We start from the raw sequence: 13498 nt of genomic DNA, 5'->3' as shown, positions 1-13498 counted from the left end.
TGGAGGAATGAAAGATGCAGCTTCAACAATTGGCTTCACTGCTGGCTGCCTCCCGCATTGTGGGGGACGGTACAGTGGACTGCCGAGGAATCGGGGCGGACTCACGCCGGGTACAGCAGGGAGATTTATTTCTGTGTCTGCCCGGTTTTACGGTTGACGGACACGATTATGCGCAGCAGGCAGTTGCGTCTGGGGCGACAGCTTTGGTTGTGGAACGGGAATTGAATGTATCTGTGCCACAACTCATAGTCAAGGATGCCAGGTACGCAATGGCGGTTTTGGCGAATTATATGTTTGATTCACCGAGCCGCCGCATGCGCATGATCGGCGTAACCGGGACGAATGGCAAAACAACCATAACTTATCTAATTGAAAAAATCTTGAACGATGCCGGAGTGAACACTGGACTGATTGGCACTATTCAAATGCGTTACGGTGGTCAGTCCTACCCTATGTCCGGTACCACACCCGAGGCGGTAGAGCTGCAACGCTATCTTGGAAATATGGCGGAGCAAGGGGTCCAATGCTGTGCGATGGAGGTATCTTCACATGCACTGGAGCAAGGGCGCGTGAAAGGAACTGATTTTCGCACCGCTATTTTTACGAACCTGACGCAGGATCATCTGGACTACCATAACACGATGGAGGAGTACCGTGCGGCCAAAGGATTGTTGTTTTCTCGCTTGGGAAATACCTTTTCGCGGGATGCGTCGGACAGTAAATATGCTGTTCTGAATGCGGATGACCCGGCCTCCTCCTATTTTCAGGCTATCACTGCAGCCCAAGTGATTACATACGGCGTGGAAAAGGAGTCGGATGTGCAGGCATCCCATATCGCTGTAGGTGCCAAGGGCACATCCTTCCATGTCTCTACTTTTAAAGGAGATACCGATATTGAGCTGCGCATGGTGGGCAAGTTCAATGTGTATAACGCATTGGCAGCCATCACGGCCGCTTTGCTGGAAGGAGTGGCTCTGCCTGATATCAAGCACAGCCTGGAGTCCATAGCAGGCGTAGATGGGCGGGTAGAGCCTGTAGACGCAGGTCAGCCATTTGCGGTTATCGTGGACTATGCCCATACACCGGATGGACTGGAAAATGTGCTTCGCACTGTTAAGGAGTTTGCAGTTGGCAAAGTATGGTGTGTATTCGGGTGCGGCGGGGATCGGGATCGTACGAAACGTCCTTTGATGGGAAAAATTGCTGCTCAATACAGCGATCATGCTTTTATTACCTCGGATAATCCGCGGACAGAGGACCCGGAAGCCATTTTGAAAGACATCGAGCAAGGGCTGATTGACCAAGGTATACCTGTAGAACGCTACGAGCTGATCATAGATCGTAGAGCTGCTATTCATAAAGCTGTTGAAATGGCAAGCCCTGACGATGTAGTATTGATTGCGGGAAAAGGTCATGAGACCTACCAGTTGATCGGAAAAACGGTGCATGAATTCGATGACCGCATCGTAGCCAAAGAAGCGATAAGGGGTTTATCCAAGTGATGAAAAGAACAATCGGTCAAATCGCCTCCATAAGTGGGGGAACGCTTCACATAGAGGCGGACCCCGAACGAATGGTTGAGGGCGTTTATACAGATTCACGCAAGCCACAGTCCCAGGGGCTGTTCGTTCCACTCACGGGTGAACGGTTTGACGGGCATGATTATGTGCAGCAGATTGTGAGCGGAGAAGGCGCAGCTGCTTTTTTATGGCAAAAGGATCACGGTGCACCTCCTGCAGGGAATGCGATTGAAGTAGATGATACTTTGGTGGCCCTCCAGCGTCTTGCGGCTGCATATTTGCGGGAGACAGGTGTATCTGTCGTAGGGATTACTGGAAGCAACGGCAAAACGACGACAAAAGACATCGTCAACGCTCTGTTGGGCACGACCTTTAAAGTACACAAAACCGAAGGGAATTATAACAACCATATCGGTTTGCCTTTAACCGTGCTGTCCATGCCGCAGGATACGGACATCCTCATTTTGGAGATGGGAATGAGTGGACGTGGGGAAATCCGCCTGCTGACTGATATTGCCCAGCCTGATGTAGCGGTCATTACGAACATTGGCGAAGCGCATTTGCTCCAGCTCGGTTCCCGTGCGGAAATTGCACGAGCAAAGCTGGAAATCGTCAGCGGTCTCAAATCCGGCGGCTTGCTGATTTACAATGGAGATGAACCGCTATTGCCGCAAGTGCTTGCGGAACCCGAAACGGTTAAGCCTGACGGCTTGAAGCTGTTCACGTTCGGAATGTCTGCGGATAACGATGATTATCCAACTGGAATAACTACGGATGGAGTAGGTAGTCTATTCACGACAGCCCAATCCGGCAAGGATGCTTTCCGGCTTCCGCTGCTTGGGCAGCACAATGTAGTGAACGGTTTGGCAGCACTGGCGGTAGCGCGTCATTTTGGGGTGGATGCAGACCATGTGCGCCAAGGGCTGTCGGCATTGAAATTGACAGGCATGCGCATTGAGGTTGTGAGCTGCACCAATGGGCTTACCCTGCTGAACGATGCTTATAACGCCAGTCCGGCTTCAATGAAAGCTGCAATTCAGACGTTATCCGGTTACGAAACAAAGGGACGTAAAATCGCCGTGCTTGGCGATATGCTGGAGCTGGGTCCCGAGGAAAAGAAATTCCACGAGGAAATCGGGCTTTTTGCAGCGAAACATGACGTAGATATGCTGTTCACCTACGGTGTGTTGGGGGCGTCCATTGCGCATGGGGCGCAAGCGTCCATGCCGTCTGATGACGTACATGCTTATGAGGATAAGCAAGAACTGATTCAAGATCTGCAAGCTTACCTCCGTGCCGATGATATCGTGCTGGTTAAGGCATCCCGAGGGATGCGACTGGAAGAAATTGTGGATGCGCTGAAAAACGGTCCGCTACAGAAATGATGTTGACGAGAGGGAGACTCCCATGGATATTCAATTATTACTGCTGACGATCGTCGTATCGTTTATACTGGCGGTCATTGCCGCTCCAATACTCATTCCGCTGCTGCGGCGAATGAAATTCGGCCAGCAGGTCCGGGATGACGGGCCACAAAGCCATCTCAAAAAGACGGGTACGCCTACTATGGGTGGAATCGTTATTCTGGTGGCTTTTACGCTGACCTTTCTTAAATTTTCGGCGATAAAAAATACGGACTTTTACGTCCTGCTGGTCGCTACGCTTGGTTTTGGGCTGATCGGCTTTCTGGACGACTACATCAAAATTGTTTTCAAGCGTTCGCTCGGATTGACTGCCCGTCAAAAGCTATTCGGGCAATTGCTGTTCAGCGGGATCATGTGCTGGCTTCTGATCAGCAATGATCACAGCACTGCTATTGGCATACCGGGAACTTCCTGGTCGTTTGATTGGAACGGCTGGTTCTATTATCCGTTCATCGTCATTATGATGCTGGCGATTAGCAACGCCGTCAATTTCACAGATGGACTGGACGGGCTGCTGTCCGGTACCAGTGCGATTGCCTTTGGTGCTTATGCCATCGTAGCGATTCAAGCAACCTCGCTTCCGGCTGCGGTTTGCTCAGCGGCCATGATTGGTGCTGTACTTGGATTTCTTGTATATAACGCACATCCTGCCAAGGTATTTATGGGCGATACAGGGTCGCTGGGCATCGGAGGCGCTATAGGTGCCATCGCTATCGTCACCAAAAGCGAAATTTTGTTCGTTATTATTGGTGGTGTATTTGTAATTGAAATGCTGTCCGTAGTTTTGCAAGTAGCTTCCTTTAAAACACGTGGCAAACGCATTTTCAAAATGAGCCCAATTCATCATCACTTCGAGCTGTCCGGCTGGTCCGAATGGCGCGTTGTTATTACATTCTGGGCTGTAGGACTGCTGCTGGCGGGACTCGGACTTTATCTCAACAAGGGGCTGTAGACAAATGAACCATCCAGACACATACCGAGATCAAGAGGTCGTCATTATAGGCCTGGCTAAAAGTGGCGTGCAAGTCGCCAAGGTACTGCATCAGGCCGGGGCCAAGCTGATAGTCAATGATAAAAAAGACAGGGAACAATGTCCCGAAGCTTCTGAATTAGAGGCTTTGGGAATTTCCGTTTTATGCGGCAGTCACCCGGAAGGGCTAATTCACCCGGGAGTGAAGCTGGTTGTCAAAAACCCGGGTATTCCTTATACGGCCCCACCAGTGCAGAAAGCTATCGAACTGGGCATTGAGGTCGTGACCGAGGTCGAGGTCGCCTATCATCTATGCAAAGCGCCGATGATTGGGATTACTGGCTCGAATGGGAAAACGACTACAACCACTTGGGTGGGTAAGCTGTTAGAGGCATCCGGCATGAAGCCGATCGTGGCTGGCAATATCGGCACACCATTATGTGAGGCCGCTGTGGATGCTAGGTCGGACGAGTGGATGGTGGTTGAACTGAGCAGTTTTCAGTTAAAAGGAACAAAGGATTTTAAACCTGCTGTAGCCTGCTTGCTGAACGTGGCTGAAACCCATCTGGACTATCATGGTGATATGAAGGACTATGTTGCGTCCAAGGCGCGTTTGTTTGCCAATCAAACGGTGGCTGATACTGCGGTATTGAACTGGGATGATCCTGTTTGCCGTGAGCTTGTGCCCTATATCACAGCGAAGCTGCTTCCGTTCTCGATGACAGAACGTTTGCAGGAAGGGTTGTTCGCTGACCCGCCATACATACCGGATGTGACGGATGACATTGAACGAAGCATCGTATATCGCGATGCCAGTGGTGTGGTGCATCCAATTATAGGCGTGGCCGAAATTGGCCTTCCGGGCCGCTTTAATGTGGAAAATGCCCTCGCCGCTTGCGCAATTGCTATTGCAGCAGGAGCGGAACCGTCTGGATTGGCTGAACCGCTCAGCGCTTTTCGTGGAGTGGAGCATCGGCTCGAATATGTTGGAGAACATGCCGGAGCAGCTTATTACAACAATTCCAAAGCCACCAATTCCAAGGCGACGATGATGGCGTTGTCTTCCTTCAAGCAACCCATTGTACTAATAGCTGGAGGACTGGATCGTGGTTCGGATTATGCCGAGCTTGTACCCTCCTTGCAGGAGGGTGTGAAGGCTGTTGTGCTGCTGGGTGAGACTAGGCATAAGCTTGCAGACCGGGCACGTCAGGCCGGAATAGAGCGTGTCGAGGTCGTCGATAATGGGGAGGACGCCGCCGCTACGCTCGTGGAGGCTGTGAACAAGGCAGCTAAACTCGCTGAGCTGGGAGATGTTGTATTGCTCTCACCCGCGTGTGCAAGCTGGGATATGTTCCGGTCCTATGAAGAGCGTGGACGTATTTTTAAAGAGGCGGCGCATAAATTGTAAGTAGGGGGGTTGGATAAGCCCCTACTTTTATGCAAGGGGTGGCCTCCTGATGAAGCAGTCTCGTCCAGCGCCGGATATATGGCTTTTCGTCTGTATTATGAGCTTGTTAGCCATCGGCATGGTTATGGTATACAGTGCGGGCGCCGTCCTCGCTTTTCACGAGTATGGGGACTCCTACTATTTTGTAAAGCGGCAGTTGCTGTTCGCCGGATTAGGTCTTGTGGCGATGTACTTCACTGCCCGAACAGACTATCGGATCTGGAAGAAGTATGCCAAGGTCGTGTTGCTGATTTGTCTCGCGTTGCTGGTTGCTGTCCTCATTCCAGGCATTGGTGTAGTAAGAGGCGGGGCACGAAGCTGGCTCGGTATCAGCTCTTTTGGCATTCAGCCATCCGAGTTTATGAAGCTGGGCATGATTCTTTTTCTCGCCCGCTGGCTCAGCCGCCCGGATTATGATATTAATTCCTTTACTCGCGGCCTGTTGCCCCCGCTTGGACTTATGGGACTGGCCTTTGGCCTGATTATGCTCCAGCCCGATTTGGGTACAGGCACGGTGATGATGGGGGCGTCCATGCTAATCGTATTTACGGCAGGCGCACGCATGAAGCATCTGGGCTTGCTGGCATTAACGGGAGCGGCGGGATTTGCGGCCCTGATTGCGGCAGCCCCTTATCGGCTCCAGCGGGTCACTGCGTTTTTGGACCCGTGGTCCGATCCGCTTGGCGCAGGCTATCAAATTATTCAATCGCTGTATGCCATTGGACCTGGTGGGCTGGCAGGCTTGGGGCTTGGCATGAGCCGCCAAAAATACAGCTATGTTCCCGAGCCGCAGACGGACTTTATTTTTTCAATTTTGGCGGAGGAGCTTGGCTTTATCGGTGGAATGACTGTGCTGGCGCTCTTTCTGGTTCTCGTGTGGAGAGGAATGCGCATCGCTATTACCATCCCGGATACTTACGGCAGTTTGCTTGCTGTAGGCATTGTGGGAATGGTTGCCGTACAGGTGGTCATTAACATAGGTGTCGTAATCGGCTTAATGCCGGTGACAGGAATAACACTGCCCTTAATAAGCTATGGAGGCTCTTCTCTGACGTTGATGCTAACAGCGCTGGGCATTTTACTAAATTTATCACGTTATGCGAGGTGAACGTTTATGCGCGTCGTGTTGAGCGGCGGCGGTACCGGAGGGCACATTTATCCGGCGTTGGCCGTAGCCAGACAGTGCGAAGAGATTGATCCGGACGCTGAATTTTTATACATTGGCGGTCAGCGGGGACTGGAAAGCAAGCTGGTTCCTCAGGAAAAAATTCCGTTTGAGGCTATTGATATTACAGGATTTCGTCGCAGCTTGTCTGTGGAAAATATAAAAACGATCATTCGTTTCTTCAAAGGGGTTCGCAGATCCAAAGCATTATTGAAAAAATTCAAGCCAGACATCGTCATTGGCACCGGGGGGTATGTATGCGGCCCTGTCGTCTACGCTGCTTCCAAGTTGGGGATACCCAGTATTATTCATGAGCAAAATGCAATCCCGGGATTGACCAATGCGTTTCTGAGCCGTTACGTGGATACGGTGGCCGTCAGCTTTGAGGGCTCGGAAGGAGCTTTCCCCAAAGCCAAAAATGTACTGTACACCGGGAATCCACGCGCTACAACAGTTCGTCAGGCTAACCGGGACCGGGGCTTTGCTACCATCGGGGTTCCAATGAACAGCTCGGTCGTGCTTGTGGTCGGTGGCAGCAGGGGAGCAAAGGCCATTAATGATGCCATGATTGCAATGGCTCCGCAACTTTCCCAACTGAAAGACGTCCATTTTGTATATGTGACTGGTGAATCTTACTATGAGCAGACGTTGGACAGCATACGGGATCAGATCGGCTCACTACCCAATCATCTGCATGTGCTTCCCTATATTCACAATATGCCAGAGGTGCTGGCTTGTACCTCTTTAATCGTTAATCGCGCTGGGGCGTCCTTCTTGGCTGAAATCACATCGTTGGGTATTCCATCCATTCTAATTCCATCCCCCAATGTGACGAACAACCATCAGGAGGCCAACGCCCGTACACTCAAAAAGGCAGGGGCTTCTGTCATGATTGTGGAGAAGGACTTGACTGGAGCGTCCTTGTTTCAATCTATTGCGGGGATTATGGAGGATGAGGCATTGCGTAGCCGGATGGCTGAATCAGCGTCAGCGCTGGGCAAGCCTGATTCAGCTGATATTTTAGTAAAAGAAATGGAGCGTCTTGCCCGTAAAAGTTAGAACCGCAGCGCAGACTGGGCGGTTGTCACACACCGGATGGTATTGACATAAGATACCCTATACATTGTGACCATCACTCAGGCTGCCGGTTGTCAGGTGAGAGCCATACAACCATGCGGGGCAAGCAACAAGGAGGTTTCAGTACAAATGCAGCAATGGATGCCATTATTAGCGGAGCATGATATCGGAAAAGTGCTGGAGCATGAGCCGCTTTCCAAATATACGACATGGAAGATTGGAGGTCCGGCGGATGCTCTTGTCATCCCGGATACCAAGGAGCAGCTAGCAACTTTACTGCGGCTGGCTGGCGAGCACGGAATTCCGTGGATGCAGTTGGGACGGGGCTCGAACATGCTTGTTTCCGATAAAGGAATCCGGGGCCTCGTGATCAAGCTGGGACCGGGATTTGACTATGTCCGTTTTGAAGATGAACGGATCGTCGTCGGTGGAGGCGTGTCACTAGTCAAACTGTGTGTTATGGCCAGCAAGCAGGCGCTATCTGGCCTCGAATTTGCGGGAGGTATCCCGGGATCGGTTGGCGGGGCTGTTTACATGAACGCCGGTGCCCATGGGTCTGATGTGTCACAAATATTCCAGTCCGCTGAGATTGTGCTGGATACAGGGGAATTGGCTGTGTATGATGCCGAACAAATGCATTTCAGCTATCGTCACTCCGTGCTTCATGAGCAGCGTGGAATGGTGACAGAGGCGGTGTTTCGGATGAAGCAGGGCAACCGTGAGGAAATTTCGGCGGCTCTTGCGGCTTTCAAAGATCGTCGTAGGCTGACTCAGCCGTTACAGCTGGCTTGTGCCGGAAGTGTGTTTCGCAATCCTCCAGGAGACTATGCGGCACGGCTCATTGAAAACGCAGGTCTCAAGGGCTTAAAAGCGGGAGGCGCTGAGGTTTCTGTACAGCATGCCAATTTCATTGTTAATACCGGTCAAGCGACAGCAGAGGACGTGCTTACCCTAATGAAGCATATTCAAAGTACAATATCATCTCAAACCGGCATCAAGCTAGTTCCGGAGGTTTTCGTAGTGGGTGAGCGGTAAACTCGGAGGTGATACATTGGACAAATTGGTGATTGAGGGAGGCCGTCCCTTGTCAGGCACCATACGTATCCATGGGGCAAAAAACGCGGCACTACCGATTCTTGCGGCAAGCTTGCTTGCACAAGGAAAAGTAGAAATTCGGAATGTGCCCCATCTATTAGACATTAAGGTCATGCTGCACATCCTTGAGAGACTTGGCTGTACATGCCGACATGAAGAGGAAACGGTATACGTGGATACGTCGTCCGTCCGAACGTTCCAGATTCCGGAAGATTTGATGAAGCAGATGCGCTCGTCTATCTTTCTGATGGGACCGCTGCTCGCCAGATATGGAGAAGTTTCCATTTACCAGCCGGGAGGCTGTGCCATAGGCGAGCGCAAAATTGATCTTCACTTGGAGGGTCTGAAGGCTCTTGGAGCGGAGATCGTGGAAAAAGAAGAACAAATTACGTTTCGTGCTCGCAAGTTGACTGGAACGGATATCCATTTGGATTTCCCGAGCGTAGGGGCCACCGAAAATATTATGATGGCCGCTGCGTTGGCTGAAGGACGAACGACGATTACCAACGCAGCGAGGGAACCTGAGATTCAGGATCTTCAAAACTTCCTGAATGCGATGGGAGCTCGTATTATCGGAGCGGGGACGGATACGATTACGATTACGGGAGTCAACTGTTTGAATCCGTGTACGTATGAAGTTATTCCCGATCGCATCGTAGCTGGGACCGTTATGATTGCGGCTGCGGCCACGCGCGGCAGTGTGTCGTTGACACATTGTAATCCCTCCCATTTGTCCGCTCTGATTCACGTCCTCAGGCGGGCTGGTGTTCAAATCGGTATCTTGAATGATATAATGACCGTAAGCTGCATGAGCCGCCCCAAAGCAGTGGAGAGGATTGTTACCTCCCCTTACCCGTCTTTTCCGACGGACTTGCAGTCTCAAGTCATGGTTCTGCTTTCTCTGGCAGATGGCTTTAGTGTGATGAAAGAGACGGTCTTCGAAAGCCGATTCAAACATGTGGATGAATTGAATGTGATGGGTGCCGATATTACGGTTGATGCGAATGCAGCTTTTATACGGGGAGTTCCCCGTTTGTACGGGGCCACGGTAGAGGCTACCGATCTTCGAGCAGGGGCTGCGCTGGTTATAGCGGGTCTGGCCGCTCAAGGACTTACCATTGTCGAGCAGGTACACCATATTGACAGAGGGTATGACCGGATCGAGCGTCTTTTCCAGGGACTGGGTGCCCGAATGAATCGTCAGTCTCCGGTGCCGGAGCAGTTGGATTTCGTAAATTAATGCCTGTAATGTCCCTCCGTTAGCGGAGGGACCAAAGGCTTTTGTGGAGAGAAGCTATGCCAAACGCCCAAATACCTGTTCTTAAACAGAACAGAATGAAGAAAAGAACAAGTCGGAAGATTGCCATCCTCCTCATTTTGTTGTTTATCGTACTGCTTGCTGTTCTCTTTTTCCGTTCCTCATTAAGCCGGGTTTCTGAAATCCGTTTTGACGGCAATGTATTTTCGACCCAGGAACAGTTGCTTAATCGAAGTGGTCTGGCTATCGGTGATCAGTATTTCGGAGTCAGTTCTTCGGGCATTTCCGAGAAGCTGCGAGAGATTCAGTCGATTCAACAAGTAACGGTGGACAAGCAGTTTCCGGGAGTCATTGCTGTTCATATTAAAGAGTTTGCTACAGTTGCTTACGAGTTGCAGAGTGATGGGAGCCTGCGCGCCATTCTTGCGAATGGAACCAGCGTAGGCGTGGGCAGTAGCGGAATTGCGGTTGAGAAGCCTATTTTAACCAAATGGAAATCGGATGATCCCTACAAAGCAAAGCTATGTGATGCGTTATCTCGGATTCCGGGGGAATGGACAGCCGACATATCGGAAATCATTCCCGCGCCGATACCCTCTTTTCCAGACCGCATCAAAATGTATACACGCTCTCAATTTGAGGTTATTACGACGGTTTCTCTGCTGAGCTCTAAAATCAGTTATTTGAATCAGGTGCTGGAAACAGAAGAGCCTGGTTTAATCACAATGCTGCAGGCAGATTCCTACGTTCCGTTCAAACAGGATACGAGCAAAGAGCCCCAAGAAAAAGATACTACTCAGTGATGTGAAAAAATGCTAGAATTGATTTTATGGGTAATAGACTTGCCTCCTTCTTTTTTCTTCAAATTTTTATGTGACTGCAACCATAAATTGGCTTCTAAAAAATTTGTAGAAAAAAGAGGGAAAGCATGGAGTATGTTGAATATGTACAGAGTGTGTTCAAAGAACGAAATTCATTTTGGAGTCAGGAGGTGCCACAGACTTGAGCAACAATGACATCATTGTTAGTTTGGACATCGGTACATCCAAAGTTCGGGCTATTATTGGGGAAATGAACAATGGAACCTTTAATATTATTGGAGTTGGATCTGCCGACTCGGAAGGGATTCGCAAAGGTGCAATTGTAGACATTGATCAAACCGTGCAATCAATCCGTAACGCCGTGGATCACGCAGAGCGCATGGTTGGTATTCAAATAACAGAAGTGTATGTGGGGATTTCAGGCAACCATATTGGCCTGCAAAATAGTCATGGCGTAGTAGCCGTGTCCAACGAGGACCGTGAAATCGGTGAGGAGGACATTGAGCGTGTGCTCAAGGCAGCTGAAGTTATTGCAGTACCACCAGAGAGAGAAATTATTGACGTGGTGGCCAAGCAGTATGTCGTGGATGGCCTTGAAGGTATTCAAGATCCTCGCGGTATGATCGGAGTTCGTCTGGAAGTAGAGGCTACGATTGTTACGGGAGGCAAGACGCCGATACATAATCTGTTGCGCTGCGTTGAGAAGGGCGGCTTGAGGATCAAAGATTTGGTGCTGCTGCCTCTGGGCGCCGGACAATTGTCACTTTCGAAGGATGAAAAGGTGATGGGTTCGGTGCTGGTGGATATTGGTGCAGGCTCTACAAATGTTGCTATCTTCCAGGAAGGAACGATTGTTGCCACATCTACACTTCCCATCGGCGGAGAATTTGTAACCAATGACATTGCCTACGGACTGAGAACCCTTACCGATCAAGCTGAAAAAGTAAAGCTAAAATACGGTTGCGCATGGTATGATGATGCGGCAGCCGATGTCGTCTTTAAAGTGACCCGTATCGGCAGTAATGTCGATAAGGAATTCAATCAGCAGGACTTGGCTGCCATTATTGAGCCGAGGGTGCAGGAAATTTTTCAACTCATTCAGGTGGAAGTTAAGCGCTTGGGTTACACGGAGCTTCCGGGGGGTTATATACTTACCGGAGGCACCGTCTCCATGCCTGGTGTACTTCAGGTGGCACAAAGCGAACTGGCCGCTTCTGTAAGGATCGCCGTACCGGACTTTATCGGTGTAAGGGATCCTGGTTACACAAGCGGAGTCGGCATCTTGCATAATGCCATTCGCTACTATCGCGGAAGATCGACCAGCGTTAGCAGCAGCGGTGGAAGTTCCAAGAAGCCGACCAACCGAACCAAGAGCAGTCCCGTTGCGGAAGGCGAGCAAAAGCAGGGGTTGATTGAACGCTTAAAAAACATGTTCAGTGAGTTTATATAACGCTCATTGCTAATTATGCCAATCATGGACGGGCCATCCATGCACATTGAGGGGGAGATGGAATAGTATGTTGGAATTTGATTTTGAAATGGAGAGCTTGGCTCAAATTAAAGTGATCGGCGTCGGAGGCGGCGGCAGCAATGCGGTTAACCGAATGATCGAAAATGGTGTTCAGGGTGTGGAGTTTATCACCGTCAACACAGATGCTCAGGCGCTTCATTTAGCGAAGTCTGAGCATAAGCTTCAAATTGGTGATAAGCTGACTCGCGGCTTGGGTGCCGGAGCTAATCCGGATGTGGGTAAAAAAGCGGCTGAGGAGTCGCGTGAACTCATTATGAACACACTCAAAGGTGCGGATATGGTATTCGTGACGGCGGGAATGGGTGGCGGTACAGGTACTGGTGCAGCTCCTGTCATTGCTGAAATCGCCAAGGAATGCGGCGCGCTGACTGTAGGTGTTGTAACACGACCATTCACATTTGAAGGGCGTAAGCGCTCCAATCAAGCCGAGCTGGGCATTGAGGGATTAAAAGAAAAGGTAGACACTTTGATTGTTATCCCAAATGATCGCCTGCTCGAAATTGTGGATAAAAAGACCCCAATGCTGGAAGCATTCCGCGAAGCGGACAATGTTCTTCGTCAGGCGGTACAAGGTATTTCTGATTTGATCGCTGTACCGGGTTTGATCAACCTCGACTTTGCTGACGTGAAAACGATTATGACGGAGCGTGGCTCCGCCTTGATGGGAATTGGCGAAGCAACTGGTGAGAATCGGGCGGCTGAAGCAGCACGCAAGGCTATCATGAGCCCGTTGTTGGAAACATCCATTGAAGGCGCTCGGGGTGTGATTATGAACATCACAGGCGGCAACAATCTGTCTTTATACGAAGTGAATGAAGCAGCTGAAATTGTAACCTCGGCTTCCGATCCAGAGGTCAACATGATCTTTGGTGCCATCATTGACGAAGAGTTGAAAGAAGAGATTAAGGTTACCGTCATTGCAACTGGCTTTGAAGGTAAACCAAGCCAACCGGCACCGGGGCGTAAACCAGCTACCAACCCGGCTGCACCTGAATCGGCGGAAAAGGGTTCTCCTAACTTGCGGCCATTCGGAAACACTCAGAGCAGTGATCAACTCGATATTCCGACATTTTTACGTAACCGTTCACGCAATAATAATAACGATAACTAGATTGAAATCAGTTAGCCCGTGTTCTCCTTGGAGATGCGGGCTTCTTTCTATTTTCTGTATCTCGTAATTCGATTCGTTG

11 protein-coding genes are annotated in these 13498 nt (G+C 50.3%); all 11 read left to right on the top strand.

The genetic code is table 11. From position 1 onward, the window contains the following. Positions 1 to 14 precede the first annotated feature (14 nt). The 11 genes from ACIFQM_RS06550 (at position 15) to ftsZ (ending at position 13419) form a co-directional block, all read left to right on the top strand. Entirely contained in the window at positions 15 to 1502 is a 1488-nt protein-coding gene (locus ACIFQM_RS06550; protein WP_430041772.1) for a UDP-N-acetylmuramoyl-L-alanyl-D-glutamate--2,6-diaminopimelate ligase, read from the top strand. Continuing rightward, positions 1502 to 2905: a UDP-N-acetylmuramoyl-tripeptide--D-alanyl-D-alanine ligase gene (locus ACIFQM_RS06545; protein WP_430042228.1), complete on the top strand. Its 1404-nt coding sequence runs from the start codon at positions 1502 to 1504 to the stop codon at positions 2903 to 2905. Before ACIFQM_RS06550 ends, ACIFQM_RS06545 begins: the two co-directional genes overlap by 1 nt. 22 nt (positions 2906 to 2927) lie before the next feature. Next, the gene (gene mraY / locus ACIFQM_RS06540) at positions 2928 to 3896 is read left to right on the top strand and encodes a phospho-N-acetylmuramoyl-pentapeptide-transferase (RefSeq protein WP_430041774.1); all 969 of its coding nucleotides are present in this window, start codon (positions 2928 to 2930) and stop codon (positions 3894 to 3896) included. Between the two features lie 4 nt (positions 3897 to 3900). Next, the gene (murD, locus tag ACIFQM_RS06535) at positions 3901 to 5322 is read left to right on the top strand and encodes a UDP-N-acetylmuramoyl-L-alanine--D-glutamate ligase (protein WP_430041776.1); all 1422 of its coding nucleotides are present in this window, start codon (positions 3901 to 3903) and stop codon (positions 5320 to 5322) included. 49 nt (positions 5323 to 5371) lie between these two features. Further along, positions 5372 to 6469 (top strand): stage V sporulation protein E, encoded by a 1098-nt coding sequence (gene spoVE, locus ACIFQM_RS06530; RefSeq protein WP_430041778.1) that lies wholly within the window; start codon positions 5372 to 5374, stop codon positions 6467 to 6469. A 6-nt stretch (positions 6470 to 6475) separates the two neighbouring features. Further along, the gene (gene murG / locus ACIFQM_RS06525; RefSeq protein ID WP_430041779.1) at positions 6476 to 7585 is read left to right on the top strand and encodes an undecaprenyldiphospho-muramoylpentapeptide beta-N-acetylglucosaminyltransferase; all 1110 of its coding nucleotides are present in this window, start codon (positions 6476 to 6478) and stop codon (positions 7583 to 7585) included. A gap of 147 nt (positions 7586 to 7732) precedes the next feature. Further along, positions 7733 to 8638 carry a UDP-N-acetylmuramate dehydrogenase gene (murB, locus tag ACIFQM_RS06520; protein WP_430041781.1) on the top strand — a complete coding sequence of 302 codons (906 nt, stop codon included), beginning with the start codon at positions 7733 to 7735 and terminating at the stop codon, positions 8636 to 8638. Beyond that, positions 8628 to 9938, top strand: coding sequence for a UDP-N-acetylglucosamine 1-carboxyvinyltransferase (gene murA, locus ACIFQM_RS06515; protein WP_430041783.1), 1311 nt, complete (start codon positions 8628 to 8630; stop codon positions 9936 to 9938). The genes murB and murA overlap by 11 nt, the downstream gene beginning before the upstream one ends. Positions 9939 to 9994: 56 nt before the next feature. Next, entirely contained in the window at positions 9995 to 10759 is a 765-nt protein-coding gene (locus ACIFQM_RS06510) for a cell division protein FtsQ/DivIB (RefSeq protein WP_430041784.1), read from the top strand. 199 nt (positions 10760 to 10958) lie between these two features. After that, on the top strand, positions 10959 to 12227 hold the full coding sequence (gene ftsA, locus ACIFQM_RS06505) for a cell division protein FtsA (RefSeq protein WP_430041787.1): 1269 nt from the start codon (positions 10959 to 10961) through the stop codon (positions 12225 to 12227). A 67-nt stretch (positions 12228 to 12294) separates the two neighbouring features. Further along, positions 12295 to 13419, top strand: a complete 1125-nt coding sequence (gene ftsZ, locus ACIFQM_RS06500; RefSeq protein ID WP_430041789.1) for a cell division protein FtsZ — start codon at positions 12295 to 12297, stop codon at positions 13417 to 13419. Positions 13420 to 13498 lie beyond the last annotated feature (79 nt).

This window comes from Paenibacillus sp. NRS-1782 (assembly GCF_050467685.1).
In the GTDB taxonomy this organism is placed as follows: Bacteria; Bacillota; Bacilli; order Paenibacillales; family Paenibacillaceae; genus Paenibacillus; species Paenibacillus terrae_A.
Note: the sequence above shows the minus strand (reverse complement) of the source record. Positions and strands in the feature narration are given on the sequence as shown.

What these genes read in the sequence shown, in the direction of transcription:
- ACIFQM_RS06550 (WP_430041772.1), top strand. Translation starts at nt 15, where the DNA reads ATGCAGCTTCAACAATTGGCTTCACTGCTGGCTGCCTCCCGCATTGTG.
- ACIFQM_RS06545 (WP_430042228.1), top strand. Translation starts at nt 1,502, where the DNA reads ATGAAAAGAACAATCGGTCAAATCGCCTCCATAAGTGGGGGAACGCTT.
- mraY (WP_430041774.1), top strand. Translation starts at nt 2,928, where the DNA reads ATGGATATTCAATTATTACTGCTGACGATCGTCGTATCGTTTATACTG.
- murD (WP_430041776.1), top strand. Translation starts at nt 3,901, where the DNA reads ATGAACCATCCAGACACATACCGAGATCAAGAGGTCGTCATTATAGGC.
- spoVE (WP_430041778.1), top strand. Translation starts at nt 5,372, where the DNA reads ATGAAGCAGTCTCGTCCAGCGCCGGATATATGGCTTTTCGTCTGTATT.
- murG (WP_430041779.1), top strand. Translation starts at nt 6,476, where the DNA reads ATGCGCGTCGTGTTGAGCGGCGGCGGTACCGGAGGGCACATTTATCCG.
- murB (WP_430041781.1), top strand. Translation starts at nt 7,733, where the DNA reads ATGCAGCAATGGATGCCATTATTAGCGGAGCATGATATCGGAAAAGTG.
- ACIFQM_RS06510 (WP_430041784.1), top strand. Translation starts at nt 9,995, where the DNA reads ATGCCAAACGCCCAAATACCTGTTCTTAAACAGAACAGAATGAAGAAA.
- ftsZ (WP_430041789.1), top strand. Translation starts at nt 12,295, where the DNA reads ATGTTGGAATTTGATTTTGAAATGGAGAGCTTGGCTCAAATTAAAGTG.